At 68.0% G+C, this 25,211-nt stretch carries 26 protein-coding genes; 9 read left to right on the top strand and 17 right to left on the bottom strand.

Annotated elements, in window-relative coordinates; genetic code table 11:
• Positions 1-43: 43 nt before the first annotated feature.
• From BUB09_RS09695 to BUB09_RS09685, 3 genes are all read right to left on the bottom strand, one after another.
• Positions 44-1,012, bottom strand: a complete 969-nt coding sequence (locus BUB09_RS09695) for an NAD-dependent epimerase/dehydratase family protein (RefSeq protein WP_072897075.1) — start codon at positions 1,010-1,012, stop codon at positions 44-46.
• Positions 996-2,729 carry a fatty acyl-AMP ligase gene (locus tag BUB09_RS09690; protein ID WP_072897073.1) on the bottom strand — a complete coding sequence of 578 codons (1,734 nt, stop codon included), beginning with the start codon at positions 2,727-2,729 and terminating at the stop codon, positions 996-998. The genes BUB09_RS09695 and BUB09_RS09690 overlap by 17 nt, the downstream gene beginning before the upstream one ends.
• Positions 2,730-2,867: 138 nt before the next feature.
• The gene (locus BUB09_RS09685) at positions 2,868-3,707 is read right to left on the bottom strand and encodes a hypothetical protein (protein ID WP_139250230.1); all 840 of its coding nucleotides are present in this window, start codon (positions 3,705-3,707) and stop codon (positions 2,868-2,870) included.
• Between the two features lie 86 nt (positions 3,708-3,793).
• Here BUB09_RS09685 and BUB09_RS09680 point away from each other — a divergent pair, with 86 nt between their 5' ends.
• Complete coding sequence (locus BUB09_RS09680; RefSeq protein ID WP_072897070.1) at positions 3,794-4,864, top strand: glycosyltransferase; 1,071 nt, start codon at positions 3,794-3,796, stop codon at positions 4,862-4,864.
• Positions 4,865-4,882: 18 nt separating this feature from the next.
• Here BUB09_RS09680 and BUB09_RS09675 read toward each other — a convergent pair whose 3' ends face one another.
• Positions 4,883-5,923 (bottom strand): ELM1/GtrOC1 family putative glycosyltransferase, encoded by a 1,041-nt coding sequence (locus BUB09_RS09675; RefSeq protein WP_072897068.1) that lies wholly within the window; start codon positions 5,921-5,923, stop codon positions 4,883-4,885.
• Between the two features lie 19 nt (positions 5,924-5,942).
• Complete coding sequence (locus BUB09_RS09670) at positions 5,943-6,821, bottom strand: glycosyl transferase (RefSeq protein WP_072897066.1); 879 nt, start codon at positions 6,819-6,821, stop codon at positions 5,943-5,945.
• 96 nt (positions 6,822-6,917) lie between these two features.
• Between BUB09_RS09670 and BUB09_RS09665 the strand changes: the two genes are divergently transcribed.
• The 4 genes from BUB09_RS09665 (at position 6,918) to ettA (ending at position 12,434) form a co-directional block, all read left to right on the top strand.
• Positions 6,918-8,054, top strand: a complete 1,137-nt coding sequence (locus BUB09_RS09665) for a CDP-glycerol glycerophosphotransferase family protein (RefSeq protein WP_072897064.1) — start codon at positions 6,918-6,920, stop codon at positions 8,052-8,054.
• A 13-nt stretch (positions 8,055-8,067) separates the two neighbouring features.
• Positions 8,068-9,828, top strand: coding sequence for an ABC transporter ATP-binding protein (locus BUB09_RS09660; protein WP_084083319.1), 1,761 nt, complete (start codon positions 8,068-8,070; stop codon positions 9,826-9,828).
• A 68-nt stretch (positions 9,829-9,896) separates the two neighbouring features.
• Positions 9,897-10,649, top strand: a complete 753-nt coding sequence (locus BUB09_RS09655) for a glycosyltransferase family 25 protein (protein ID WP_072897062.1) — start codon at positions 9,897-9,899, stop codon at positions 10,647-10,649.
• Positions 10,650-10,769: 120 nt separating this feature from the next.
• Positions 10,770-12,434 carry an energy-dependent translational throttle protein EttA gene (gene ettA / locus BUB09_RS09650; protein WP_072897061.1) on the top strand — a complete coding sequence of 555 codons (1,665 nt, stop codon included), beginning with the start codon at positions 10,770-10,772 and terminating at the stop codon, positions 12,432-12,434.
• Between the two features lie 36 nt (positions 12,435-12,470).
• Here ettA and BUB09_RS09645 read toward each other — a convergent pair whose 3' ends face one another.
• Together BUB09_RS09645 and BUB09_RS09640 are read right to left on the bottom strand one after the other, a co-directional pair.
• Positions 12,471-13,019: a GNAT family N-acetyltransferase gene (locus BUB09_RS09645; RefSeq protein WP_072897059.1), complete on the bottom strand. Its 549-nt coding sequence runs from the start codon at positions 13,017-13,019 to the stop codon at positions 12,471-12,473.
• Positions 13,016-14,917, bottom strand: coding sequence for a RecQ family ATP-dependent DNA helicase (locus BUB09_RS09640; RefSeq protein ID WP_072897057.1), 1,902 nt, complete (start codon positions 14,915-14,917; stop codon positions 13,016-13,018). The genes BUB09_RS09645 and BUB09_RS09640 overlap by 4 nt, the downstream gene beginning before the upstream one ends.
• A 73-nt stretch (positions 14,918-14,990) precedes the next feature.
• Here BUB09_RS09640 and BUB09_RS09635 point away from each other — a divergent pair, with 73 nt between their 5' ends.
• Together BUB09_RS09635 and BUB09_RS09630 are read left to right on the top strand one after the other, a co-directional pair.
• Entirely contained in the window at positions 14,991-15,758 is a 768-nt protein-coding gene (locus BUB09_RS09635) for an ATP-binding protein (protein ID WP_072897055.1), read from the top strand.
• Positions 15,755-16,465 carry an SDR family oxidoreductase gene (locus BUB09_RS09630; protein ID WP_072897053.1) on the top strand — a complete coding sequence of 237 codons (711 nt, stop codon included), beginning with the start codon at positions 15,755-15,757 and terminating at the stop codon, positions 16,463-16,465. The genes BUB09_RS09635 and BUB09_RS09630 overlap by 4 nt, the downstream gene beginning before the upstream one ends.
• Positions 16,466-16,476: 11 nt before the next feature.
• Here the strand turns inward: BUB09_RS09630 and BUB09_RS09625 are convergent, their stop codons facing one another.
• From BUB09_RS09625 to BUB09_RS09615, 3 genes are read right to left on the bottom strand one after another with little or no spacing between them, the layout of a single operon-like run.
• The gene (locus BUB09_RS09625) at positions 16,477-16,743 is read right to left on the bottom strand and encodes an acyl-CoA-binding protein (protein ID WP_072897051.1); all 267 of its coding nucleotides are present in this window, start codon (positions 16,741-16,743) and stop codon (positions 16,477-16,479) included.
• Positions 16,744-16,796: 53 nt separating this feature from the next.
• Positions 16,797-17,291: a dihydrofolate reductase gene (locus tag BUB09_RS09620; protein ID WP_072897049.1), complete on the bottom strand. Its 495-nt coding sequence runs from the start codon at positions 17,289-17,291 to the stop codon at positions 16,797-16,799.
• Positions 17,291-18,085 carry a thymidylate synthase gene (locus BUB09_RS09615; RefSeq protein ID WP_072897458.1) on the bottom strand — a complete coding sequence of 265 codons (795 nt, stop codon included), beginning with the start codon at positions 18,083-18,085 and terminating at the stop codon, positions 17,291-17,293. Before BUB09_RS09615 ends, BUB09_RS09620 begins: the two co-directional genes overlap by 1 nt.
• 223 nt (positions 18,086-18,308) lie before the next feature.
• Between BUB09_RS09615 and BUB09_RS09610 the strand changes: the two genes are divergently transcribed.
• Positions 18,309-19,058, top strand: coding sequence for an SDR family NAD(P)-dependent oxidoreductase (locus BUB09_RS09610; protein ID WP_072897028.1), 750 nt, complete (start codon positions 18,309-18,311; stop codon positions 19,056-19,058).
• A 13-nt stretch (positions 19,059-19,071) separates the two neighbouring features.
• On the opposite strand, the gene BUB09_RS09605 is transcribed toward BUB09_RS09610, so the two are convergent.
• Genes BUB09_RS09605 through BUB09_RS09575 form a run of 7 tightly spaced genes read right to left on the bottom strand, consistent with a single transcriptional unit; the run spans position 19,072 to position 24,338 of the window.
• On the bottom strand, positions 19,072-19,422 hold the full coding sequence (locus BUB09_RS09605) for a HesB/IscA family protein (protein WP_072897026.1): 351 nt from the start codon (positions 19,420-19,422) through the stop codon (positions 19,072-19,074).
• Entirely contained in the window at positions 19,419-19,880 is a 462-nt protein-coding gene (locus BUB09_RS09600; RefSeq protein ID WP_072897024.1) for an iron-sulfur cluster assembly scaffold protein, read from the bottom strand. Before BUB09_RS09600 ends, BUB09_RS09605 begins: the two co-directional genes overlap by 4 nt.
• 35 nt (positions 19,881-19,915) lie before the next feature.
• The gene (locus tag BUB09_RS09595; protein ID WP_072897023.1) at positions 19,916-21,091 is read right to left on the bottom strand and encodes an aminotransferase class V-fold PLP-dependent enzyme; all 1,176 of its coding nucleotides are present in this window, start codon (positions 21,089-21,091) and stop codon (positions 19,916-19,918) included.
• A gap of 42 nt (positions 21,092-21,133) precedes the next feature.
• Positions 21,134-21,430 carry a DUF6665 family protein gene (locus tag BUB09_RS09590; RefSeq protein WP_072897021.1) on the bottom strand — a complete coding sequence of 99 codons (297 nt, stop codon included), beginning with the start codon at positions 21,428-21,430 and terminating at the stop codon, positions 21,134-21,136.
• 12 nt (positions 21,431-21,442) lie between these two features.
• The gene (locus BUB09_RS09585; RefSeq protein ID WP_072897019.1) at positions 21,443-22,579 is read right to left on the bottom strand and encodes a cysteine desulfurase family protein; all 1,137 of its coding nucleotides are present in this window, start codon (positions 22,577-22,579) and stop codon (positions 21,443-21,445) included.
• Positions 22,580-22,588: 9 nt separating this feature from the next.
• Complete coding sequence (cysE, locus tag BUB09_RS09580) at positions 22,589-23,416, bottom strand: serine O-acetyltransferase (protein ID WP_084083318.1); 828 nt, start codon at positions 23,414-23,416, stop codon at positions 22,589-22,591.
• Positions 23,417-23,468: 52 nt separating this feature from the next.
• On the bottom strand, positions 23,469-24,338 hold the full coding sequence (locus BUB09_RS09575) for an RNA methyltransferase (protein WP_084083317.1): 870 nt from the start codon (positions 24,336-24,338) through the stop codon (positions 23,469-23,471).
• Between the two features lie 43 nt (positions 24,339-24,381).
• Between BUB09_RS09575 and BUB09_RS09570 the strand changes: the two genes are divergently transcribed.
• Positions 24,382-25,194, top strand: a complete 813-nt coding sequence (locus BUB09_RS09570; protein ID WP_072897016.1) for an inositol monophosphatase family protein — start codon at positions 24,382-24,384, stop codon at positions 25,192-25,194.
• Positions 25,195-25,211: the final 17 nt, after the last annotated feature.

The raw sequence follows: 25,211 nt of genomic DNA, 5'->3' as shown, positions 1-25,211 counted from the left end.
GTGAACGGTATGACGATAGCGCCGGACCGCGGGCGACGCACGGTCAAGCCAATGGCAGCCAGCCGAGCCGACGATAGGCGACCACGGCATCGGCAAATCCGTCATGCAGGCCGTAGCGCGGCGACCACGCATCCAGCTGCAGGCGCTCGGCGGGCGCTACCGACCAGTCGCGATGGCGCAGTTCGCGCAGCTTGTCGGAGCTGAGCATGTTGGCCTGGCCCAGGCGCCGGCCCAGGTCGCCGGCCCAGGCCACGCTGCGTAACAAGCTACACGGCACTTCGACAAAGCCGCGGGGATGCGCGCCGATGGCCTCTGCGGCCGCCTGCATGATCTGTCGCCAGCTGTAGCCCGCTGGCGTGGCGTCGCTGGGCACTTCGACACGGCCGCTGGCGCCGCGTTCGATCATCGCGACCATCGCGGCCGCCAGATCGTCGACATGAATCACGGCACTGCGCGCATCGGCGGAACCCAGCAGGGGCACCCAGCGCAGCGCCGCCAGCTGGAAAAACGCCAGCGTTTCGCGATCGCCAGGGCCATAGACCGCCGGCGGGCGCAGCACCGACACCCGCTCGCCCAGCCGATCGGTCGCGGCCTGTTCGCCAGCGCGCTTGCTGAACGCGTAATCGGACAGCGCGGGCTCGCGCGCCGCCAAGCTCGACACCAGCAGCAGATGCGCTTCCGGGACGTGTGCGGCGATCGCGCCGGCCAGATCGCCGCTGCCGTCGCGGTTGGCGCGCAGATAATCGTCGCGGTGCGGCGCCTTGATGCAGCCGGCCAGATGGATCACCGCGTCGACGCCGGTCACCAGCCGGCGCAGCGCGTCGCGCTGGTCGAGGCTGCCTTGTACGACGTCGATGTCCAGTCCGGCCCATTGCGCGTCAGCCGGGTCGCGGCGGACCAGGATGCGCAGATTCCAGCCGGCCGCGGCCAGCTGCGGCAGCAAGCGTCGGCCGATGAAGCCGGTGGCGCCGGTGACGGCGACCGTGCGGCCGGCGTCAGCCGGCGCCGGCAAGCTTGAAGCTCCCCGCCAGGTACAGCGCCCGCGCCTTGGCGCGGCTGAGCTTGCCGGACGAGGTCTGCGGCAACGAGCGCGGCGGCACCGGCACGACGCGCACCTCAATGCCGTGACGCGCCCGCAATACGCCGGAAACCTGTTCGCACAGCGCCGCGCGAGCGGTGGCGTCCGCGGCCCGCGACTCGACCAGCACGACGACGACTTCGCCGGCTTCTTCGTCGATCGCAAACGCAGCGACATCGCCGCTGCGCAGTGCGTCGACTTCACCTTCGGCCGACCATTCAAGGTCCTGCGGCCGGATGTTGCGGCCGTTGACGATGATCAAGTCCTTGGCGCGGCCGGTGATGACGATTTCGCCATCGGCCAGATACCCGATGTCGCCGGTGTTGAGCCAGCCGTCGCCGCACAGAGCGCGCGCCGTTTCCTCCGGCTGCAGGTAGTACTCCTTCATCAAGCTCGGGCCGCGCACGTGGATCAGGCCGACGCCCCACTCCGGCATCGGCTGACCTTGCTCGTCGCGCACCTCGATATCGTGGCCGGGCAGGATGCGGCCGCAGCGGACGAAGTCACGGCTGCGCGGCGCATCGGCGGCCGGGGCGACGGCCAGATGATCGCGCTCAAGGCGGTCGGTATCGACGCGGTCCATTTTCAGGCCACGCCCCAGCGGCGAGAACGACAGCGCCAGCGCGGCCTCGGCCATGCCGTAGCTCGGCGTCAGCGCGCCCGGATTGAAGCCCGAGCCGGCAAACGATTCGCAGAACTTCAGCAATGGACCTGGACGCACCATGTCGCCGCCAATGCCGGCCGCGCGCCAGCGCGACAGGTCCAGGCCTTCGGGAACCCCACCGTTTTCGACCCGGCGTGCACACAATTCAAAGCCGAAACTCGGCGAAAAGCTCAGCGTGCCGCCGTAGTTGCTGATCAGCTGCAGCCAGGTCAGCGGGCGACGTGCGAATTCGCGCGTTGCCAGGTAGTCGACCGAGATCGCGCAGCACAGCGGCGTCAGCAGGAATCCGACCAAGCCCATGTCGTGATAGAACGGCAGCCACGACGCGCAGCGGTCACTGCCGGTGATCTGCAAGCCATGCAGCGAAATGGCATCGATGTTGGCGATCACGGCGCGGTGCGTCACGGCGATCGCATGCGGGAAGCGGGTGCTGCCCGACGAAAACTGCAGATACGCCAGATCGTCGGCGGACGGGGCTTCCAGCTCGCCTTGCACGGGTACGACGTCGTCCAGATGCGCAATCGTCGAGACGAAATGCAGTGGCAGGCCCGCACAAGCCTCGGCCACCCAACTCTCGAATGCGGCCGGGGTCAGCGCCGCAGCAGCGCCGACGCTCTCGACCATGCGACGCAGGTGCTCCAGATAGGTCTGGCGGCCGCCAAGTGCGGCCGGCAGCGGCAGCGGCGCCGGTACCAGACCGGCGATCTGGCAAGCAAAGAACGACCGGGCGAAGTCGCCGTCGGTCTCGGCCAGCAAGGCCACTCGATCGCCGCGCTTCAGACCACGGGCCAGCATGCGCCGCGCCAGCGCTTCGGACTGCTCGCGCAGACGCGCATACGGCAGCGCTTCGGTCAGTTGTCCGCGCCCGCTGTAGAAATACATGCCGGCGTCGACCGACGCCGCATGGTCCAGCGCTTGCGCCAGCGTGGCGAAGCCTGCAACGGAAATAGGGGCCGAACCTGGCGAGGCCGGCAAGCTGTCAGTCATCGGTCGGATCGAACCAGCGGCAAAGGCGGACCGGCGGGCGCCGGGCAAACGGCGCGCATTTTAGCCGCAGCCCGGCCCCGCCGGTAACCGACCCGCCGGCCCGGTCCAAGATCGCAGGCCCATCCATCCGATCAGCGGTCACGTCGTACGTTTCCAGTAGTCTTCCGACCGTGTCACCAGCAGATCGGCGGCATGGCTGCTGCCGCTGGCCTTGCGCTCCCCCTTCATGTGGTCCATGAACCGGCCCAGACGCGAATTGATCAGCACATGATCGGCACGCGCGCCGATGCCTTCGGCAATGTCGTACACCCGGGCGCCGGCGGCTTCGGCACGCTCGCGCGCCACGTCGAACAGATACGAGTCATGGAATTCGCGCTCGGCGAACAGCCGGTCTTCGGTGTAGAAACGCTCGAAATCGGCCAGAAACGCGTGCATCTGCGGGTGGCGCAAGTTGTAGGCGACAAAGCCGCATTCGGAGAACTTGGGCCGGCGCAGGCAGGCGAGCAAGGCATCCGGCGGCGCCAGTTGCTCCAGCTCGGCCTGGTCCACCGGCGCGAAGAACAGCGTGTCGGCGTCGATCCAGATCAGCACGTCGGCGTCGGTCTGACGCGCGGCGTGGAAGATCGCAAAGCTCTTGTGAGCAAAGCGCACCGCATTCCAGCGGTAGCTGGCCTTGCGGGTCCGTAGCGGCAGCGGCATGTCCAAAGGCCCCAGCCGCAGTCGCCGGAACGGCTTGCGCAAGCCGTGGGCGCGCGGGTTGTCGGCGTGGCGCGCCTTGAACGCGACCAACTCGGGCGACGAGGCCAGCAGATCACGTTCGACCAGACGTCCGGGAATCGGGTCAGCGGTGAAACCTTCGCTGTAGAACAGCAAGGGCACGTCGGCCGGCCAGAATTCGGCAAACGTGGCGGCCATTCGCTGCCCGTAGAGCGGGTAGCCGGCAGCATGGCAGGTGGTGACAACGGCAAATCGGCGCATCCGGCTAGCTTATCCCAGCCGGGGGTCACGCAAGTCCCTGCCGCAGCGACGATAATGCCGCGCTCCCATACGGCCGGCTTCGCGACGTGCGCATCGTCTACCTGATCAATGGCTTCAACGGCGGCGGCGCCGCGCTGCCGGTCGCCGACGTCGTCGGCGCGCTGCAAGCCCTTGGCCATCAGGTCGAAGTGGTCGCCTTGATGCGCCAGGACGGGCGCGCCGAACCGCGGCTGCGCGAGGCCGGTGTCCGTTATCGCATCCTCGGCCCGGAGCGGCTCGGTCTGCGCTCGGCGCTGCGGCTGCTGCGCTACTTGCGCGCCAATCCCCCCGACCTGCTGTGGACCTCGCTGGCGCGCGCCACGCTACTGGGCCAACTGATCGGCGGGTTGCTGCGGATTCCGGTGATCAGCTGGCAGCACAACGCCTGGCTCAAGCCAATCAACGTCGCGCTGATGCGCCGCACCCGCGCACTGACGCGGCTGTGGGTAGCCGACTCGGTCGCCGTGCGCGACTGGGCCATTCAGCGCCTCGGCTTGGACCCGGCGCGTTTTCTGGTCTGGCCGCTGTTCGTCGCCGACCCGGCCGCCGCGCCAGCGCAGCCCTGGCCGGGAAAGGGTGCGTTCCGCATCGGCAGTCTCGGCCGCCTGCACCCGAACAAGCGCTACGACCTGCTGATCCGCGCCATGGCCCGGCTGACACAAAAAGCCCCCACCGTGGCGGGCGGGATTCAACTGGTGATCGCCGGCAGCGGCCCGGAGCACGACAGGCTGCAGGCGCTGGCGCGGCAACTGGGCGTCGATAACGTCGAGTTCATCGGCTTCGTCGACGACCCCGGCGCCTTGCTGGCCGGCTTGCATGGCTACGTCCAGCCGTCGCGCAACGAGGGCCTGTGCCTAGCCGCGCACGAAGCGCTGCAAGCGGGTCTGCCGGTGATCGCCACGCCCGTCGGCCAGATGGCAATCAGTGTCGTCGACGGCGTCAACGGTTGGCAGGTGCCAGTGGACGACATCGAGGCGCTGGCCGATGCGCTGCTGGCGATGGCCAGCGACCCGGATCGCGCCGCGCAGCGCGGTGCAGCCGCCCGCGCCGACGTGCTCGAGCGCTACAGCCGCCAGCGCTTCGAGCAGACCGCTGCCGAGATCCTGCGCCGGCTGTGAGCCAGGCGGCGGCCGCGATCAGCGGCCGAGCAACGGACCGATCCGCGCGACCAACACGGCCAGATCGTCGTCGATGGCCGGTCGCCGCGCCGCCGGGGAGCCCAGGCCTTCGATCGCGACCCAGCCCTCGGCGGCGAGCGTGGCGATCCATCGATCCAGGTCGACCGTTGACGCCCACCAGCCGCGATCGACCAGCACCTGCGCCAGCGAGGCCGGCACGCAACCGCGCAGCGCGCGGCGCAGCCGCAGGCGGCGGCGAGCCGGCACCGGCAGCACGCTCACCGGCGCGCCACTGCGCCAGGCATCGGCGATCATCGATGCGGTGTCGCCGGTGACGACGATGCGGTCGGCCAGATGCAGGTATTCGGCATACGCACTGCTGCCGGCACCGGGCTTGAATGCAGCGAACTCGTGCGGCCGGCCGCTTTCGGCGAGGGCCTCGCGTAGCGGCGCCAGCCAATGCGATGGCGTGCGCGGACTGGTGCAGACCAGCAAGCTGCCGGCGCGCGGCGCGGCGATCCACGATCTCAGCGCATCGAGTCGCAAATCGAAATGCCGGCTGGTGCCACCGACGACCAGCGCCGTCCACGGGCGCGGCAACGGCGCGAGCCGCTGCGCTGCGGCATCGCGCTGCCTATCCGCCAATGGCGGCGGCGCATTCAGCGGCCAGCGCAAGCGGTGCACATTGGGCGCGGTGGGCATGCTGTCTTGTGGCATCGGCACGATCAGATCGATCTCAGCAGCGGCGACGCCGCGCGGCCGGCCCAGATGCACGATGCGGGTCTGCCCGCCGCTGCGCTGACGCAGCCACAGCGCGGCATCGAGCGTCTTGCCAAACGAGATCGCCAGCGCCGGCCACGGCGACATCAGGCCGCAGCGCTCGGCGGCCTCGGGCGTCCAGCCAAACGCGCGCGCATCGGCAGCGCCGGGCTCGAACACCGGCTTGTCGGTCCAGAATTCGCCCAAGGACTCGGCCAGCGCCTGCGCCAGCCGACGCTGTTGCGCGACCTCGCCGGGTCGCGGCCCGGTCAGCAGCCAGACCCGCGCCTCAGACGACATCAGGCGTCGGCCGCCGTGATCAGCGTGCGCCCAAGCCCAGCCAGCGCCGCAGCTTGCCGCCGCCGGTGCGGCCGCGAGTCACGGCATTGCCCTTGTGGTGTCGCTCGCTCTTTTTCAGCACCTCGCCGTAAGGGCGGGCGCTGCGGTAGTCGTCGAGCCGGCGTCCGCTGGCCAGCGCGTCGCGGTACTCCTGCTCGAACACCTCGGCCAGGTCCTGGCGCGGATGGGTCAGCACCTCGCCGTCGAACCAGTGACGACGGCCTTCGGCGGCCAGTCGCGGCAGCGAGTAGCGGTGCGAGAACTGCGTGCCCATGTCGGAGTAATGCAGGATGCGGATGCGGTCGATCGGCTGGCCGTCGCCGTCGATGTTGTTGTAGGCCGGGTCCATCGGCTGCACACGCTGCGGCTGCTCGGCGAACTGCCGCGTCACGGTCTTGTGCGCGTCCGGATCGGCGCGCAGCTGCGTCAGCGGCGGCAGCACGTCGCGCGCGGCGGCGCAGTCCCACAGCATCACGCAGAACCGCTGGAAGCCCGATTCGCGACGCGCCGCGAACACGGCCGGCGACGCGATCGGCGTACGCCATAGATCGGCGATGTCGCCGAGCACGATCATGTCGGTGTCCATGTAGATCGCCCGGCCTGCAAAGCCGCAATGCGCCGGCACCGCCCAGCGAAAGCCCGAGAACGGCGTGGCCCAGCGCTCGGTGCGCCATCCGCGGTCGGCCTGGGTCGGGTCCGAATACCAGAAGCTGGCCGGGTCGCGCGACAGCCGCATCCAATGGATCTCGACCGGCAGCGAGGCGCGCTTCTTCAGGCTGTGCTCGAGCACCATCATCTGCTCGAGGTCGCAGTCGTTTGGATCACAACCGACAAAAACACGGACAATGTCTGGATTCATGCGCAACCAAGAGTGCTCAAGCTTTGTGCCGACCGGCTCCACAGCATAAACGCCCCTGCGGCCCGGCCGCAGCGCCGCGCCGATGAGGTCGGGCCGATGAGGCTGGTGTTTCCGTACCTGGCGCAGGCGCATCAAGTGCTGCATTCGCTGCCGATTGCGGCGGCAATCGCCCAGCGTCACCGCGACGTCGAGGTCCACGTCGCGGCGATCAGCGATGCGCAACTGGACTTTGCACGGCGCTTGGTGGCGCGGCACGCGCCCGACGCACCGATCCACTTCGACCGGCTGCCGCTTGGGCCCGGCGACGCGGCGCGGCTCGCGGCCGGGCTCGGACGCAGCCACTTCAAGCAGTACACGCTGCTGCGCAACCGCCGCTATTTCAACGGCTTCGACGCTGTGGTCACGCCCGAGCGCACCTCGCTGTTCTTGCGCCGGATCGGCGTACGCACGCCGCTGATCTGGACCCGTCACGGCGCCGGCGATCGCGAGATCGGCTTTGCCGACGACGTGCGCGCGTTCGACTTCGTGCTGATGGCCGGCCGCAAGATCGAGCAGCGCCTGCTGGCCGGCGGGCTGATCCGCCCCGGCGCCTATGTCAGCGGGGTCTACGCCAAGTTCGACTGGGCGCAGGGCGCCGGCGAGCGATGGTTCGACAACGACCGACCGACCGTGCTGTACAACCCGCACTTTCGCCCCGCGCTGTCGTCGTGGCCGCGCTGGGGCCACACGGTGCTCGACGCGTTTGCCGCACAGTCCGATTACAACTTGGTGTTCGCACCGCACGTGCGGCTCTATGACCCGCCGCGGGCCGCGGACCACGCCGGGTTTGCACGCTACCGAGGCTTGGCGCACATGCGGATCGATCTGGGCAGCGAGCGCAGCATCGACATGAGCTACACACAGGCGGCCGATCTGTATCTGGGTGACGTCAGCAGCCAAGTCGCCGAGTTCGTCGCCCGCCCCCGCCCCTGCCTGTTTCTCAACGCGCACCAGGTGGCTTGGCAGCACGACCCGAACTATCGCTTCTGGCATCTGGGGCCGGTGATCGACCGCGTCGATGAAATTGCCTCGGGCGTGGCCGAAGCACGCTCCGGACACGCCCGATTCACCAGCGCACAGCGCGACTACGTGGCCGAAACCTTCGAGTTGGAACCCGGACCGTCAGCGCCGCGCGGCGCCGACGCGATCGTCGAGTTCCTGCGGGCGGTGCCGCGCTCCAGCAGAACCCGCTAGCATTCGGCCGCTCATGACGCCTTTCAGCCCCTCGCCGGCCGCGCCGGACAAAGCCCGCCTGCGGATGCCGTTACTGCATCACTTCGGCGGCCTGATTTCGACGCGGCGCAACGTCGCCGTCGCACTGTGCGTGGTGTTCGCCAGCATCGCCGACGGCTTCGGTATCGCCACGCTGCTGCCGCTGATCTCGGTGCTGGGCGACGGCGACTCAAATAAGGTCAGCCCGACCAGTCAGATCATCCTTGAATTGCTTCGCGATCTGCATCTGCCGACCCATCCGGCGCTGCTGCTCGGCATCGTCGTCGGCGGCGTGCTGACCAAGGGCGTGCTGATGATCGTGGCGCTGCGCCAGATCGGCGGCGCCGTCGCCGACGTCGCCGCCAAGCTGAGGATCGGGCTGGTCGAAGCGCTGCTGCGCGCACGCTGGAGCTACTACGTGCGTCAGCCGGTCGGGCGCTTTTCCAACGCGCTGGGCGTGGAAGCCAATGCCGCCGGCGACGCCTACAACGCCTCGATGCAGATGCTGTCCCAGCTGGTGCAGGCGGTGGTGTATCTGACGATCGCCGCGCTGGTGTCGTGGAAGCTGGCGCTGTTCACGATCGCCGTCAGCGCTGTGATGCTCGGCTCGCTGAACCGCTTCCTGCTCAGCGCCAAGCGCAGCGCCAAGACCCAGCAGAAGCTGCTGCGCTCGATCCTCGGCCGTCTGACCGACGTGTTGATCGGCATCAAGCCGATGAAGGCGATGGGCCGACAGGCGCGCTTCGCGCAGCTGTTCGACCGCGACCTGCGCGACGTACGCAAGGCGGCCCGTCGCCAGGTGTTCTCGCGCAACGTCAACAAGGCGCTGCAGGAGCCGATTCTGGCGATCTGCTTGGCGCTGGGCATTTTCGTTGCGCTGCGGATACTCGAACTGCCGACCAGCGAAGTCATCGTCATGAGCCTGCTACTGGCCAAGACGGTGATCGTCACCGGCAAGGCGCAACAGGAACTGCAGAACTTCTATGCGGCCCAGCATGGCCTCAAGTCGGTACGCGAGGCGGTGGTCGACACGCGCGCACAGCGCGAACCGCCGCAAGGCGGACGCACGCCGACGCTGCAGCAGGGCCTGAGCTTTCGCGACCTGAGCTTTACTTACGACCAGGGCGACGCGCCAACGCTGCGCGGTTTGAATCTGGACATGCGCGCCGGGGATCTGGTGGCGCTGACCGGCCCGTCCGGCGCCGGCAAAACCACACTGATCGACCTGCTGCTGGGCTTTCATCGAGCGCAGGGTGGCGATGTGTACATCGACGGCGTGCCGCTGGCCGAGATCGACCTGCAGCAATGGCGCTCGCTGATCGGCTACGTGCCGCAGGAACTGATCCTGTTCCACGACACGATCGCTGCCAACGTCACCCTCGGCGAGCCGCGCTTCACCGACGCCGACGTCGAGCGGGCCTTGCTCGCTGCCGGCGCGCTGGACTTCGTCCGCAAGCTGCCACAGGGCTTGCAGACGATCGCCGGCGAGCGCGGATCGGCGCTGTCGGGCGGCCAGCGCCAGCGGATCGCGCTGGCGCGGGCGCTGGTCCATCAACCGCGGCTGCTGATTCTCGACGAGGCCACCAGCGCGCTGGACCCGGAAACCGAGCGCCTGATCATCGACAACGTCGCGCGCCTGGCCCGGGAACAGGGCCTGACGGTGTTGTCGGTTACGCATCATCCGGCCTGGCTCGGCTCGGCGACCCGCGTCGTCCGGCTCGACGCCGGGCAGATCGCCGAGGCTGCGACCAACTGACGGCCGGCGTGATCCGTCTGTGAACTGCATCACCGTTTGCAACGGTTTGTCGAAGACAATGCGAAGTAATGAACAGCATTAATTTTTTCTTCATCAATCTGCAGCGCCGTCCTGACCGGCGTTACGCGATTGAGCGGCAGTGCGAGCGCCTCGGCATCAACGCGGTGTTCGTCGAAGCCTTCGACGCCCAGCAACTGCCCGCTCCGCCCGCATCGGCGCTGTCCAGCGGCGAAATCGCCTGCTACCGCAGCCACCACCGCGTCTGGTCGATGCTGGTCGAACAGCAGTTGGCGCGCGCCGTGGTGTTCGAAGACGACATCGAGCTCGACGCCCGGCTCGACGCGGTATGCCGCGAATTGGCCGCGCTCCCACTCGACGTCGATCTGGTCCGGCTCGGCAGCTTGATGCCGGTACGCGGCAGCCGGGTTGCGACGCTGTCATCCGGCCATCAGCTGGTGGCGCCGAGCTGCAACGGCAGCGGCGCCCACGCCTATTTCCTGACGCGGGCCGGCGCCCGCAGCCTGCTGGCGCGATTCGGCGAACCGCGACAGCCGGTCGACCGTGTCATGGACCAAGCCTGGCGCAACGGCTTGCGCGCGCTGGTCGTCGCGCCGGCACTGGCGACCCCGATCGACGCCCTCGGCAGCGACATCGCCAGCTGCGGGCGCCGCGCGCCGCGCGCGCCCCGCGCGGCCTGGCTGATGCGCAAGCTCGAACGTCACTGGCGCCGGGCCCGCGCGATGGCCTGGGCCTGGCAGCTGCGCAGCCGGCTCCACCCGGCCGTACCGCGGCTGACGGGGCGTCGCGCGCTGCCGATCTGAGTCCGCGTCGGCCGCAGCGAAGGCGGCGCGTTTCATGACACTGGTGCGGCGCTTCACCGATAATCGCGGCCCGTCCGGCCTGCGCCGGCCACCGCTTACGCAATACCGCGCTTCGAGACCATGAGCCAATACGTCTACACGATGAACCGGGTCGGCAAGACCGTCCCGCCGAAGAAGGAAATCCTTCGCGACATCTCGCTGTCATTCTTCCCCGGCGCCAAGATCGGCGTGCTCGGTTACAACGGCGCCGGTAAGTCGACGCTGCTGAAGATCATGGCCGGCGTCGACAAGGACTTTCACGGCGAAGCGCGGCCGATGCCGGGCCTCAACGTCGGCTATCTGCCGCAGGAGCCGCAGCTCGACCCGGCCAAGAACGTCCGCGAAAACGTCATGGAAGCGCTGTCGCACATCACGAACGCGCAAGCCGAACTCGAAAAGGTCTACGCAGCCTACGCCGACGAGAACGCCGACTTCGACAAGCTCGCCGCCAAGCAGCAGGAACTGGAAAACATCCTGGCCGCCAACGACGGCAACAACCTGGACGTGGTGCTCGACAAGGCCGGCGAAGCGCTGAACCTGCCGCCTTGGGATGCCGACGTCACCAAGCTGTCCGGCGGTGAGCGCCGCCGCGTCGCGCTGTGCCGGCTGCTGCTGTCCAAGCCCGACATGATCCTGCTCGACGAGCCGACCAACCACCTCGACGCCGAATCGGTCGCCTGGCTGGAAAAGTTCCTGAAGGACTTCCCCGGCACGATCATCGCGGTCACGCATGACCGCTACTTCCTCGACAACGTCGCCGGCTGGATTCTCGAACTCGATCGCGGTCACGGCATTCCGTGGCAGGGCAACTACTCGACCTGGCTCGAAGGCAAGGAAAAGCGCCTGAGCCAGGAGCAGAAAACCGAAGACGCCCACGCCAAGGCGATGAAGGAAGAGCTGGAGTGGGTGCGCAAAAACCCCAAGGGCCGCCAGTCCAAGAGCAAGGCGCGCCTGAAGTCGTACGAGGAAATGGCGAGCCAGGAATTTCAGAAGCGCGCCGAAACCAAGGAGTTGTACATCCCGCCCGGTCCGCGTTTGGGCGATCTGGTGATTGAAGTCGACAACGTCGGCAAGCGCTATGGCGATCGCTGGCTGTACCAGGGCCTGACGTTCAAGGTGCCCAAGGGCGCCATCGTCGGTATCGTCGGCGCCAACGGCCGCGGCAAGACCACGCTGTTCCGGATGCTGCTGGGCCAGGAGCAGCCCGATGCCGGCAGCATTCGCATGGGCGAAACCGTCAAGCTCGCCTACGTCGACCAGAGCCGCGACGCGCTCAACGGCGACAAGACGGTATTCGAAGAAGTCTCTGGCGGGCTCGACATCATCCGCGCCGGCTCGTTCGAAATGCCGGCGCGTGCCTACCTCGGCCGCTTCAACTTCAAGGGCGAATCGCAGGGCAAGCGCGTCAAGGAGCTGTCGGGCGGCGAGCGCAACCGCCTGCATCTGGCCAAGATGCTGCTGTCGGGCGGCAATGTGCTGCTGTTCGACGAACCGACCAACGACCTCGACGTCGAAACGCTGCGCGCGCTCGAAGAAGCGCTGCTCGACTTCAGCGGCTGCGCAATGGTCATCTCGCATGACCGCTGGTTCCTCGACCGCGTGTCGACGCACATCCTCGCGTTCGAAGACAGCGGCGAGATCGTGTTCCTCGAAGGCAATTACCGGGAATACGAAGACGACTTCCGCCGCCGCACCGGCAGCGAACCCGGCGTCAACCGCCGCTCGCGCCACAAGAAGCTGGCCTGAGGCCAAGACGGGCCCGGCGCAAGGCCGGGCCCTGGTTCAGCGCGGGGGACGATGCCCCGCGCTGGCTTCGAACCAAGCCAGCGGCCCGAACCCGGCATAGGCCGGATCAGCAAACGACTTCTCGCCGCGCCGCTGCAGCCCACTTTTGATCAACACCCGTTGCGAGCCGACATTGCCGAGGTCGGTGATCGCGACGATCTGCGCCAAGCCCAGCGAATCAAATCCGTAGTCGAGCAGCGCCCGCGCCATTTCGGTGGCGTAGCCCTGCCCCCAAGCCTCACGAAACAGCCGGTAGCCGACCTGAATGTAGGCCTCGCCACGGATATGGTTCAGCAGATGAAAGCCGAGCACGGCACCACTGGAGCGCTCGACCGTGGCCCAGACGCCCAGGCCAGGATGTTCGTCGTAATAGCGCAGGATGCGGCCGGACAGCATCTGCTCGGTGCTGGCACGCGATGCGGGTCCGCCGAGATAGCGCATCACATCGGCGTCGGAATTGAGTCGATCCAGCCAGTCGATGTCGGCCGGGCACATCTCGCGCAATTGCAGCCGCGTCGTCACCGGCAACGGCGGACGCGGATTCATCGACGGCCCAGCACGTCGAGAAAGGCCTCGCCGTAGCGCTCGACACGGCGCTCGCCGAAGCCCGGTACCGCGCGCAGTTCGTCTTCGTCGCGCGGGCGCAGCCGCGCCAACTCGCGCAGCGTGCGGTCGTGGGCGATTACATAGGCTGGCACGCCTTCGGACTTGGCCAGATCCAGGCGCAGCTCGCGCAGGCTCTCGAAGATCAGCGCTTCGATCGAATCCAGCGGCTCTTCGTCCATCGCCACCGCGCGTGACGGGCGGCCACTGCGCCCACCGCGAGCACCGCCGTTGCTGGCGGCGCTACGCTCGGCGTCCGGTGGCGGCAGCCAGCGTGCGCTGCGCTGGCCACGCATGATTGCCACGCCGTCGTCGGTCAGCCGAACCACCGGATGCTGGTCGCCGGAGAATCCGATCCAGCCGGCGGTGACGCAGCGCGACAGCGCGCGCTGGATCCAGGCCTCGCTGCGATCGCGCAGCAGGCCGAAGGTCGCCACGCGCGTCAGGCCGTCTCGCTCCAGACGATCCTCGCTTTCGCCGCGCAGCAGCCGCACCGCCTGCTTCAAGCCATAGCGGTTCTGCACGCGGGCGATGCCCGACAGCAGCTTGCGCGCCAGCTGCGTGGCTTCTTCGACCGACACCTCATCGACACTGCCCAGCGCCAGGCACACGTCGCAGCGTCCGCAACCATGCAAGGTCTCGGCTTCGTCGCCGAAGTAGCGCAGGATCGCGTCGTGTCGGCAGGCGGCGCCGTCGGCCCAGCGGATCAGTTCCAGAAACAGGTTCCACTTGTGCTCGATCACGTCCGGGTCGGGCGTGAAGTCGCTGCCCGGCGATTCCAGCAAGCGGCGTCGCAGCGGCAAGTCCGACTGCTGCCAGCACATCAAGCCGACCGCATTGCCGCCATCGCGTCCAGCGCGGCCGACTTCCTGGTAATACGCCTCGATCGAACCCGGCGGACCCAAGTGCACCACGGCGCGCACATCGCCACGGTCGATGCCCATGCCGAACGCGTTGGTGGCGCAGACGATCTCGGCGCGGCCTTCGGTGAACGCGGCTTGCGCCAGCGCGCGCAACTCGCCCGACAGACCAGCGTGATACGCGGTGGCGCGCCAACCGGCGGCCGCGAGGCGCTGCGATTCTTCTTCGGCCAAGCGACGCGTCGGCGTGTAGACGATCGCCGAGCCGCGCCCGGCACCCGGTGCGAACAGCGTCTCGGCCAGTACGGCGTCGACACGCGCGGCGCGCTCGCGCGGGCCGCTGATCTCGGCCGCGCGCAGCGCAAGGTTAGGGCGGGCAAAGCCGCGCAGCAGCTGCGGCGTATCGGCCGGCAAGCCGAGCCGCACCAGAATCTCGTCGCGCACGATCGGCGTCGCCGTCGCCGTGCACGCGAGCACGCGCGGCGGGTTCAGCTCGCGCAGCAACTCGCCGATCTGCCCGTATTCCGGGCGAAAGTCATGACCCCATTCGCTGATGCAATGGGCTTCGTCCACGGCCACCAGCGGGCAGCCCAGCTTCATCAGCCGATCGCGAAAGCCGGGCAATGCCAAGCGCTCGGGCGCGATGTAGGCCAGCTTGTAGGCGCCGCGCATCAGGCCGTCCAAGCGCAGTCGCGCTTCGGCCGCATCGAGCGTCGACGCAAAAAACGTTGCGGGAATGCCGCGCGCGGTCAGGCCGGCGACCTGGTCCTGCATCAGCGCGATCAGCGGCGAGATCACCAGCGTCGTGCCTGGCAGCAGCAGCGCCGGCAACTGATAGCACAGGCTCTTGCCGCCCCCTGTAGGCGCGACCAGCAGCGCGCGCCCACCCTGCATCAGGATGTCGATGGCCTCGCGTTGCCCAGGCCGGAATGCGTCGTAGCCCAACTGGGCCAATGCTTGATCGAGAGTGCTTGCCGCCATAGCCGCACAGGATACCGGCCACGCGGGGCCGGCGGGCGGCGCGGGCACGCCGAGGGCTCGTTATAGTCCAGCGATGGAAACCGCACTCGCCTATCGCTGGCGCCACGAGGCGCTGCAAGCCATTCACTTTCCGCAGAAGCTGAAGCTCGATCAGTTGCTCGGCATCGACCGGCAAAAAGCGCTGCTGGTGCGCAACACGCTGCAGTTCGTCAGCAGGCTGCCGGCGAATCACGTGCTGCTGACCGGCTCGCGCGGCACCGGCAAGTCGTCGCTGGTCAAAGCGCTGCTGACCGAGTTCGCCGATCGCGGCCTGCGGCTGGTCGAAGTACCGCCGCACGATCTGGTCGACCTGCCGCGGATCGTCGCGCCGCTGCGCGACCGACCGGAGCGCTTCATTCTGTACGTCGATGATTTTTCGGTGGCGCCCAACGACGGATCCTTGGCCGCGCTGAAAACCGCGCTCGATGGCGACATCGAAGAAGCGCCAGAAAACGTGCTGATCGTCGCCACGTCCAACCGCCGGCACTTGATGCCCGAGTACACGCGCGAAAACGAGGAGTACCGCTGGGAAGGCGAAGAACTGCACCCCGGCGAAACCAGCGAAGAGAAGATTTCGCTGTCGGAACGCTTCGGCTTGTGGCTGTCGTTTCCGCCGTTCACGCAAACCCAGTATCTGGATGTGGTACGCCAACATCTGTCCGATCTGGGCGTCGACATGCTCGACGACGACGGCGAAAAAGCCGCGCTGCGCTGGGCGCTGATGCGCGGGTCGCGCTCCGGCCGCGTTGCCAAACAATTCGCCCGTGACTGGGCTGGTCAGCAAGGACTCCAAGCACGATGAATGCTTCCGATCAACGCATCGACACCGCACTGCGCAGCCTGGCCGGCAAGCGCATTTTGCTGACCCATGCGGACCGCTTCATGGGCCCGGTACTGGTCGAGGTGCTGCGCGAGCACGGCGCCGAGGTGATTGCCGATACCGACCCGCTGCTCGATGCCGATGCACCCGCGCGGATCATCGCCGCAGCCGGCCATCTGGACGTGCTGATCGCGGCGCTGGCGATCCCGGCCGCCACCAGCAGCGCCGTCGACGCGGGCGAGGATGAATGGCGCGAGGCCTTTGCCGCGATGGTTGATCCGCTGCCGCGGCTGTTTCGCGCGGCGCTGCCGCCGATGATCGCGCGTCGCAGCGGCAAGATTCTGCTGATGGGCAGCGCATCGGCACTGCGCGGCATGAAGCGCGCGTCGACCTATAGCGCGGCGCGCGGTGCCCAGCTGGCCTATGCGCAGTCGGTGGGTATCGAGGTGGCACCGCACAACGTGCAGGTCAATGCCATCGCGCAGAACTTCGTCGACAACCCAACCTACTTCCCGCCCGAGGTGCAAGCCAATCCGCGCTTTCAGGAGCGGCTGCAGCGCGAGGTGCCGCTGGGGCGACTGGTCGGCGCCCGCGAGGACGCCGAGTTCGCCGCGTTTCTGTGCAGCGATGCAGCCAACTGCTTCGTCGGGCAAATCTTCCCGGTCTGCGGCAGCTGGGTGCCGCGCTAGCGCACAGCCGCTCAGCCGAGCTTCTGCTGAAGCTCCTTGACCTTGGCGACGTAGCCCTGCATCGCGGCGTCGGCCTTGGTGCCCTTGAGCTTGGCCCAGGCGTCGAACTTGGCGCGGTCGACGACGGCGAGCATGCCCGGACGCGTGCCGGTGACGTCACCGACCGTGGCCTGCTTGAAGTGCGAATACAGCGCCAGCATGTCCTCGTTACCCGGCTTCTTGCTGAGCTTGACGACGTCTTTCTGCGCTTGTTCGAACTGGGCTTTGATATCGGCCATGACGCGGCTCCTGATGGTGGTGGTGTTGATCGTTGAAAGCGCGCAGCGAGCCGTCAGCGCCGCTGCAGCGTGATGAAGCTGTAGGCGAGCGCGTGACGCTCGTCGGCCTGATGGTCCTCGCGTGCCACTTCGGCGAAGGCATCGGCGTCGATCGGCGGCAGCCGTGTGTCGCCGTCGACCTGCGCGTGGACGCGCGTCAGATGCAGCGTGCGCGCCTGCGGCAGCGTCTGCGCGTAGATCTGCGCGCCGCCGATGATCATCAGCTCGGTCATGCCGGCCGCGTCGGCCGCGGCGATCGCCGCCTCGACGCTGGCGAACACGCGGGCGCCGGGTGCCTCGAACCCCGGATCACGGCTGACGACCCAGTTGTCCCGCTGCGGCAGCGGACGACCCAGCGACTGCCAGGTCTTGCGGCCCATCAGGATCGTCTTGTTCAGCGTCAGTCGCTTGAAGTGCTGCAAGTCGGCCGGCAGGCGCCACGGCAGGTCACCATCACGGCCGATCACACCGTTGTCGGCTGCGGCCACCACCAGCGAGAGCGCGACCATCAGATCGCGACCGGCGCCTTGATGTGCGGATGCGGGTCGTAGCCGCTGAGCACGAAATCTTCCAGCTTGAACGCGAAGAGATCGCGCACCGCCGGATTGATCGTCATCGTCGGCAGCGGACGCGGCTCGCGGCTCAGCTGCAGACGCGCCTGGTCGAGGTGATTGCTGTACAGATGGCAGTCGCCGCCGGTCCAGATGAACTCACCCGGCTTCAGGTCGCAGACCCGCGCGATCATCATCGTCAGCAGCGCATAGCTGGCGATATTGAACGGCACACCCAGGAAAATATCGGCGCTGCGCTGGTACAGCTGGCACGACAGCTTGCCGTCGGCGACGTAGAACTGGAACAGCGCGTGGCAGGGCATCAGCGCCATCTGGTCGAGCTCGCCGACGTTCCAGGCGCTGACGATCAGCCGGCGCGAGTCCGGGTTGCCGCGAATCTGGTCCAGCAGCAGCTGGATCTGGTCGATCTGCCGGCCATCCGGCGTCGGCCAGCTGCGCCACTGCTTGCCGTAGACCGGGCCGAGTTCGCCGGCTTCGTCGGCCCATTCGTCCCAGATCGACACATTGTTCTCGTGCAGCCAGCTGACGTTGGTTTCGCCGCGCAGGAACCACAGCAGTTCGACGATGATCGAGCGCAGATGGAGTTTTTTCGTGGTCAGCACCGGGAATCCGGCGGCCAGATCAAAGCGCATCTGGTGGCCGAACACCGACAAGGTGCCGGTGCCGGTGCGGTCGGATTTGGCCGTGCCATGGTCGAGCACGTGCTGCATCAGGTTCAGGTATTGGCGCATGGGCGCCATGTTATCCCAAGGGCTGACGGCACCGTCGCCCCAGACGATCCGGACTACATCACCCCAGTCGACAGGGAATATTCACTCAGTACCAAAACGGGTGACCGAACTGTCAGAAAACAACCGTAGACTGCAGACGCGTCGGTAAGGGAACCGGGCGCGATTCAATAAACGGCGCATCGACGCCGCTATAACACTTTCAACATTCTGTGGTTGGGGCGAGATGCAAGACCAGAAAACGGTGTTGGTCACCGGAGGCGGCGGTGACATCGGGCGGGCGGCTGCGCTGCAGTTCGCCGAAGCAGGCTACCGGGTCGCGGTTTGCGATCTACGCAGTGCGGCGGCCCAGGAAACGGTGTCCTGCATCCGCCAGACCGGCGGCCACGCCGACGCCTATGTCGCCGACATCGGCGACCGCGGCAGCGTCCAGGCGCTGTTCGCCCAGATCGAAGCGGATTACGGCCATCTGGACGCGGCATTCAACAATGCCGGCCGGGGTGGTGGCGGCGTGCCGTTGATCGACGCCGATGACGATCTGTGGGATGACTGCATGCGGATCAACCTCGGCGGCACTTACCACTGCATGAAGCACGAGGTGCGGATGATGCTGGCCCGCGGCCGAGGCAGCATCGTCAACAACAGTTCGCTGTGGGGCCTGCATGGCGGGCCGACGGCTGCCTACACGGCCAGCAAGCACGGCGTGGTCGGCCTGACCAAGCACGCGGCGATCACCTACGCGCCGATGGGCTTGCGGATCAACGCGATCTGCCCCGGCATCATCTCGGCGGGACTCGGGCTCAAGGTGCTGAACCGGCCGGCCGCCGCGGTCAAGACGCTGCTCGACAAGGTGCCGCAGAAGCGCGCCGGTACCGCCGAAGAAGTGGCCGCAGCGGCGGTCTGGCTGTGTTCGGACGCCGCGTCCTACATCAACGGCCACATGATGGCTATCGACGGCGGTTGCGGCAGCGTCTGAGGCGTAGCGCAGCTCAGGCGGCGGTGGCGACCGCGAAACTTTCGCCGCAGCCGCACTGGGCCGTGACGTTCGGATTCAGGAACTTGAACGACTCGTTCAAGCCCTGCTTCTGCCAGTCGAGCGTCAGGCCCGCCAGCATCGGCAGGTGCTCAGACTTCACGACCAGGCGCGCGCCGTGCGACTCGAACACCTGGTCGTCGGCGCCGATGTCGTCGGCGTAGTCCATCGTGTACGCATAGCCCGAACAGCCGGACTTCTTGACGCCGACCCGCAGGCCCAGCCCCTTGCCGCGCCGGGCGAGCTGGCTGTCGATGCGGCGCGCGGCCGACTCGGTCAGTTGGATCGTGGGCAGTGCAACGCTCATGTCAGTTTCTCTCGGTAGCGGTTCAGCAAATCACGCAGGGCGTCTTCGCCCATCAGGGCACAGTGGGCGCGGTCTTCGGGGATTTCAAGCTCGCGGCGCAGCGTCGATGCGCTCAGGCCGGTCATATCGTCGGTACTGCGGCCCAAGCTCCACTCGGCGATCCACGCGCCCACCGCGATGCTGCTCGGGCAGCCGTAGGCGCGAAAGCGTGCATCGACGACCCGACCGTGCTCGTCAAACTGCATCTGCAGGCTCAGCACCGATCGGGCCGCCGGCGTACCCGCGCGGCCGCTGACGACACCGGGCGTCGACGCGTCGAAGCGACCGGCCCGCGGCGCGTCAACGAAGCGCTGCCAGACCGGCTCGGGATAACCGAACGCGTTGAGCAGCGCTGCTTCAGATGCATCGTCGCGGTCGTGATCCGCATCATGCGTCGGCAGGCCCATTGATTCGTTCATTGGCTACTTTGCTCCAGCGGCGCAGCGCCGCGACCTTAGTCCCACAGCGCCGAAATCTCGCGCAAGCGCCGCACTTGCTGGCAGACGCGCGCCGCAGCGGCGTCGATCTCGGCCTCGGTGCTGCGGCGGCCGACCGAGAATCGCAGCGAGGCATTGGCCAACTCGTCGTCGCGGCCCAGCGCGCGCAGTACATAAGACGGCTCCTGCGTCGCCGACGAGCACGCCGACCCGCTCGACACGGCCAGATCCGGCAGGCTGGCGCGCAAAGATTCGCCCTCGACGCCTTCAAAGCTGACGTTGAGCACATGCGGCGCCGAGCGCATCGGGTCGCCGTTGCGATGCAGCTGCGGCAAGCTCTGCAAGCCGGCCCACAGCCGGTCGCGCAGCGCCGCCAGCCGCTGCGCTTCGGCCGCGCCTTCGCGCTGCAAAATCTCGAAGGCCGCGCCCATGCCGACGATCTGGTGCGGCGCCAGCGTGCCCGAGCGCATACCCTGCTCGTGACCGCCACCGTGAATCTGCGGCGCCAGCCGTGCGCGCGGACGGCGCCGCACGAACAGCGCGCCGATGCCCTTGGGGCCATAGGCCTTGTGCGCCGACAGGCTCATCAAATCGACCGGCACTTGCGAAAGATCAATCGCGACGCGCCCGGCGGCCTGCGCGGCATCGACGTGAAACAGCACACCGCGTTCACGCAGCAGCGGCGCCAGCCGCTCGATCTCGTGCACGGTGCCGATCTCGTTGTTGACCCACATCAGCGACACCAGCGCCGTGTCCGGCGTCAGCGCGTCGATCACCTGTTCGGGCGTCACCAAACCCAGCGCGCCCGGCTTCAGATACGTGACGCGCACACCGCGCGTCTCCAGATGGCGGCAGGTGTCGAGCACGCATTTGTGCTCGGTGCGCGACGTCACCACATGCGCCTGCGTCAGCCCGCGAAACTCCAGCGCGCCCTTGATCGCCAGGTTGTTGGACTCGGTGGCGCCGGAGGTCCAGATGATCTCGCCCGGCTCGGCACCAATCAGCGCGGCCACCTGAGCGCGCGCTTTTTCGACGGCGGCGCGCGCGCGAAAGCCGGGGCCGTGGCTCGATGCCGGGTTGGCGTGCAGCCCGTCTTCGACCATCAGCGGCAGCATGGCGTCGAGCACGCGGCGGTCCAGTGGTGTACTCGCGGCGTAGTCGAGGTAGATCGGCGGGTGGGCGGCAGTGGTCACGCGGCAACTCTCGGCGAGGCGTTCATCGACTCAATCATTGATTCACTCGGGACGCGGGCTGGCGCCAATCCGCTGCCAAACCTCGTCGGGCACGCGGTAGCGTTGGCGCAGATCTCGGTGGTCGTCGACGCCGTTCATCTCACGCTGCACGACGTATTCCCAGCAGATTTGCGCGGCGACGTCGACCAGCAAGCGTCGATCCGACGCGCGCTGCGGGTCGGCCGGCTGCCCGGCATGGCGCAGGTCGAAGGCTTCGAGCGCGAGCAGCGCCACGTCGAGCTTGTGCGCCGCCTGACGCAGGCTGGTCGCGCGGTCTTCGGCGGTCAGCGAGCCGATCATCGACACCGCCGCTCACGCGCCCGCCAGCGAGGCGGCGGTGTCGCGCAGCACGGCCAGGATGCGATCCACGTCGTCGGCGCCATTGGCCTGGCCCAGGCTGATCCGGATCGCGCCCTTGGCCGTGACCGGGTCGACGCCCATCGCCAGCAACACATGCGAAGGCTCGCCCGAGCCGCTGGCACAGGCGGAACCCGACGACACGGCAATGCCGTTGCGGTCCAGCTGCATCAGCAGCGCCTCGCCGTCGTAGCCGGCCAGCGCGCACTGCACGGTGTTGGGAAGGCGCTCGGCGCCTTCGCCAAAAATCCGGATGCCGCGGATGCTGTGCAAGCCGGCTTCGAGCCGGTCGCGCAGCGGCTGCAGATGCGCGATCCGCGCGTCGAGCCGCTCGCGCGCCAGCTCCGCCGCCGCGCCGAAGCCGACAATCGCTGCGACGTTTTCGGTACCGCCGCGCACGCCGCGCTCCTGGGCGCCGCCGTGCAACTGAGCGCGCAGCTCGACGTCCGCGCGCACGACCAGCGCACCGACGCCCTTGGGGCCGTAGATCTTGTGGCTGGACAGCGTCATCAAGTCGGCGTCGAGCACGTCGCGGTCGACCGGCATCTTGCCCAGCGCCTGGACCGCGTCGACATGCAGCCAGGCACCCGCCGCGTGGATCGCCGGCGCCAGCTGCGGCAGCGGCTGGATCACGCCGGTTTCGTTGTTGGCGCGCATCAGCGACACCAGGCGCACGTTGCCTCGCGCCAATTGCGCGGCCAGCGCCGGCTCATCGACGCGGCCGTGTGCGTCAACGGCCACCGCTTCGACGGCCCAGCCGCGCTGCCGCAACGCTTCGGCGGCTTCCATCACGGCCGGATGATCGGTGGCGCCGTACAGCACGCAGCCGGGCGAGGCCTGCGCATCGGCAACGCCCTTGATCGCCAGATTGTTCGCCTCGGTGCCACCCGAGGTCCAGATGATTTCGGCCGGCTGAGCGCCGACCAGCTGCGCGACCTGCGCGCGTGCCGCTTCGACCGCATCGCGCGCCAGCCGGCCGTAGCGATGCAGGCTCGACGGGTTGGCAGCCGGCCCCGACAGGTACGGCAGCATCGCGTCGAGCACCTGCGGGTCGAGGTGAGTGGTCGCGTTGTGGTCGAGGTAGATCGGCATCGGGCCGGCCTAGGCCGCGTCGCGGTCCGGCGGAACCGGCGCCGTACTGGCGGCCGCTGCCGGGGACGGCGGCGTCACCGCCGGGCCTTCGGCGCAGAAGTCCGGCAGCTCAAGCTTGCGCAGCTCCAGCTCCGGCATCCGCGCATCGGCCTGATGCAGAAACTGGCAGACCTGGACCAGCCGCTCGTCGAGCTTCTGGATGTGATCGAGCATGGCGCTGATCGCATTGGCAACCGGGTCGGGCATGTCGCGCGTGATGCCGTACGCGTCAAAGCCGAGCTTGCTGGCAATGTTCTGCGCGCTGGCCGACAGCGTCGACTTGGGTGCGTCCTGGACGATGCGCGCCGGGATGCCGGTGGCCGTCGCACCGGCCGGCACTTCGCGCACGACCACCGCGTTGGAGCCGATGCGGGCGCCGTCGCCGACGCGGAAGCTGCCGAGCACCTTGGCGCCCGACCCGACGACCACGTTGTTCCCCAGCGTCGGGTGGCGCTTGCCGCCGTTAAGGCTGGTGCCGCCGAGCGTCACGCCCTGGTAGAGCGTGCAGTCGTCACCGACTTCGGCGGTCTCGCCGATCACCACGCCCATGCCGTGGTCGATGAACAGGCGCCGGCCGATCTGGGCACCGGGGTGGATCTCGATGCCGGTCATCGCCCGCGCCAGATGCGAGTTGAAGCGCGCCAGCCAGCGCAGTCCGTGCGTCCACAGCCAGTGCGACACGCGATGCCCCCAGACGGCGTGCAAACCCGGATAGCACGTCAGCACTTCCCAGACCGAACGGGCGGCGGGGTCGCGTTCGAAAACGCTGCGGATGTCTTCGCGGATACGGCTGAACATGGCGATGCGATGGATCCGGTAATGCCGTGAGCCGGGATTGTAAACCGCGAGGCTATTCGGGGCCGTCCGCGGTCTCGGGCGCGCCTGCTGCGTCCGGCGGCGGTGGCCGACGGACCGACGCCGACGATGCGGACGGCGGCGTGCGCGCCGGGCCCTTGGTGCGCGGCGTGCGGTGCTTGGGTTTCTCAACCGACGTCAGGATGCCGCGCAGGATGTTCAGCTCATTCAAGTCAGGCCGGGCGCGGTTGAACAGCGTGCGCAGCCGGCGCGTCAGCAGCCGCGGATTGGTAGGGTCGATGAAGCCGGTGCCGATCAGCGTGCGCTCCAGGTGCTCGAAGAACTGCTCCATCTGCTCCATCGTTGGCGCGCGGAAGCGGCCTTTCATGAAGGTCTCGTCGCTGCGCGCGGCGACCGGCTGCGGCGTGATCGCCGCCCGCCGCAGCTCCCAGGCATAAATCTGCACCGCCGCCGCGAGATTCAGCGACGAGTATTCCGGGTTGGCCGGCACCATCGTCAGCCGGTGGCAGCGGTCGGCTTCTTCGTTGGTCAGGCCCGTGCGCTCGCAGCCGAACACCAGCGCCACGGTGGCGCCCTTCCCGGCCGCGTCCAGCAGGCTGCGCGCAGCGGCTTCGGGCAACAGCGGCTCGTCGCCCAAATAGCGCACCCGTGCCGACGTGCCGACCACCCAGGCACAGTCTTCGACGGCCGCGTCGAGGCTGTCGTAGACCTCGGCGCGGCGCAGCAAGTCGACCGCGCCGCTGGCCATCGCGTCGGCGTGTTCGTCAGGAAAGCGGTGGGGCCGGACCAGGCGCAAGCGCGCCAAGCCCATGACCAGCAGCGCGCGCGCTGCCGAGCCAATGTTGCCGGGATGCTGGGTGCCGACCAGCACGAAGACGATCGAGTTCAAAGGGGAGGGAGCCATGTTTGGTATTCTAAGCCCCGTCCCCCTGCTCTCTGGCCCGCCCGTGCACCCACTGGTCAATATCGCCGTTTCCGCTGCCCGCAGCGCCGGCAACTTCATCATGCGTAACCTGGAGCGCGCCGATACGCTGCAGATCGAGCACAAGGGGCGCAACGACTTCGTCACCCAGGTCGACCGCGGCGCCGAGTCCGAGATCATCAAGCTGATCCACAAGGCCTACCCGCAGCACGCGATCCTGGGCGAAGAAGGCGGCAAGATCGGTGACAACGAAGTGGTGTGGATCATCGACCCGCTCGACGGCACGACCAACTTCCTGCACCGGCTGCCGCACTTTGCGGTGTCGATCGGCGTGCAGATCAAGGGCGTGCTGATGCACGGCGTGATCTACGCCCCCTGCACACAAGACCTGTACGTGGCCAGCCGCGGCGCCGGTGCGACGCTGAACAACCGCCGCATCCGCGTCTCGACCTGCCGCGAGCTGGACCATGCGCTGGTCGGCACCGGCGTGCCGATCAAGCCTGAAAAGCTGCCGGCCTACCTGCCGACGCTGGGCGCCGTCGCCGAAGCCACGGCCGGCATCCGCCGCGCCGGCGCTGCGTCACTGGACCTGGCCTATGTCGCGTCCGGCAAGCTCGACGCCTATTGGGAAATGAACCTCAAGCCCTGGGACATGGCCGCTGGCCTGGTGCTGGTGCAGGAAGCCGGCGGCATCGTCGGCGAGCTGTACGGCGAAGGCGACCCGATGAATTCCGGCAACGTGCTGGTGGCCACGCCCAAGATTCACGGACCGTTCGTGGACCTGCTCAATACCGTTCGGCCGCGCTTTGAAGCGGCCCAGGTCGACGCGGCCAGCTGAGCCCGCAGCGCCGGCTG

This window comes from Hydrocarboniphaga daqingensis, assembly GCF_900129825.1.
GTDB lineage: Bacteria > Pseudomonadota > Gammaproteobacteria > Nevskiales > Nevskiaceae > Hydrocarboniphaga > Hydrocarboniphaga daqingensis.
This window is presented reverse-complemented; position numbering and strand designations above follow the sequence as displayed.

Bases quoted from the DNA above. Each gene is read 5' to 3' on its own strand.
- BUB09_RS09690 (WP_072897073.1), bottom strand. From the start codon at position 2,729: ATGACTGACAGCTTGCCGGCCTCGCCAGGTTCGGCCCCTATTTCCGTT.
- BUB09_RS09685 (WP_139250230.1), bottom strand. From the start codon at position 3,707: ATGCGCCGATTTGCCGTTGTCACCACCTGCCATGCTGCCGGCTACCCG.
- BUB09_RS09675 (WP_072897068.1), bottom strand. From the start codon at position 5,923: ATGTCGTCTGAGGCGCGGGTCTGGCTGCTGACCGGGCCGCGACCCGGC.
- BUB09_RS09670 (WP_072897066.1), bottom strand. From the start codon at position 6,821: ATGAATCCAGACATTGTCCGTGTTTTTGTCGGTTGTGATCCAAACGAC.
- BUB09_RS09665 (WP_072897064.1), top strand. From the start codon at position 6,918: ATGAGGCTGGTGTTTCCGTACCTGGCGCAGGCGCATCAAGTGCTGCAT.
- BUB09_RS09660 (WP_084083319.1), top strand. From the start codon at position 8,068: ATGACGCCTTTCAGCCCCTCGCCGGCCGCGCCGGACAAAGCCCGCCTG.
- BUB09_RS09655 (WP_072897062.1), top strand. From the start codon at position 9,897: ATGAACAGCATTAATTTTTTCTTCATCAATCTGCAGCGCCGTCCTGAC.
- ettA (WP_072897061.1), top strand. From the start codon at position 10,770: ATGAGCCAATACGTCTACACGATGAACCGGGTCGGCAAGACCGTCCCG.
- BUB09_RS09645 (WP_072897059.1), bottom strand. From the start codon at position 13,019: ATGAATCCGCGTCCGCCGTTGCCGGTGACGACGCGGCTGCAATTGCGC.
- BUB09_RS09640 (WP_072897057.1), bottom strand. From the start codon at position 14,917: ATGGCGGCAAGCACTCTCGATCAAGCATTGGCCCAGTTGGGCTACGAC.
- BUB09_RS09635 (WP_072897055.1), top strand. From the start codon at position 14,991: ATGGAAACCGCACTCGCCTATCGCTGGCGCCACGAGGCGCTGCAAGCC.
- BUB09_RS09630 (WP_072897053.1), top strand. From the start codon at position 15,755: ATGAATGCTTCCGATCAACGCATCGACACCGCACTGCGCAGCCTGGCC.
- BUB09_RS09625 (WP_072897051.1), bottom strand. From the start codon at position 16,743: ATGGCCGATATCAAAGCCCAGTTCGAACAAGCGCAGAAAGACGTCGTC.
- BUB09_RS09620 (WP_072897049.1), bottom strand. From the start codon at position 17,291: ATGGTCGCGCTCTCGCTGGTGGTGGCCGCAGCCGACAACGGTGTGATC.
- BUB09_RS09615 (WP_072897458.1), bottom strand. From the start codon at position 18,085: ATGCGCCAATACCTGAACCTGATGCAGCACGTGCTCGACCATGGCACG.
- BUB09_RS09610 (WP_072897028.1), top strand. From the start codon at position 18,309: ATGCAAGACCAGAAAACGGTGTTGGTCACCGGAGGCGGCGGTGACATC.
- BUB09_RS09605 (WP_072897026.1), bottom strand. From the start codon at position 19,422: ATGAGCGTTGCACTGCCCACGATCCAACTGACCGAGTCGGCCGCGCGC.
- BUB09_RS09600 (WP_072897024.1), bottom strand. From the start codon at position 19,880: ATGAACGAATCAATGGGCCTGCCGACGCATGATGCGGATCACGACCGC.
- BUB09_RS09590 (WP_072897021.1), bottom strand. From the start codon at position 21,430: ATGATCGGCTCGCTGACCGCCGAAGACCGCGCGACCAGCCTGCGTCAG.
- BUB09_RS09585 (WP_072897019.1), bottom strand. From the start codon at position 22,579: ATGCCGATCTACCTCGACCACAACGCGACCACTCACCTCGACCCGCAG.
- cysE (WP_084083318.1), bottom strand. From the start codon at position 23,416: ATGTTCAGCCGTATCCGCGAAGACATCCGCAGCGTTTTCGAACGCGAC.
- BUB09_RS09575 (WP_084083317.1), bottom strand. From the start codon at position 24,338: ATGGCTCCCTCCCCTTTGAACTCGATCGTCTTCGTGCTGGTCGGCACC.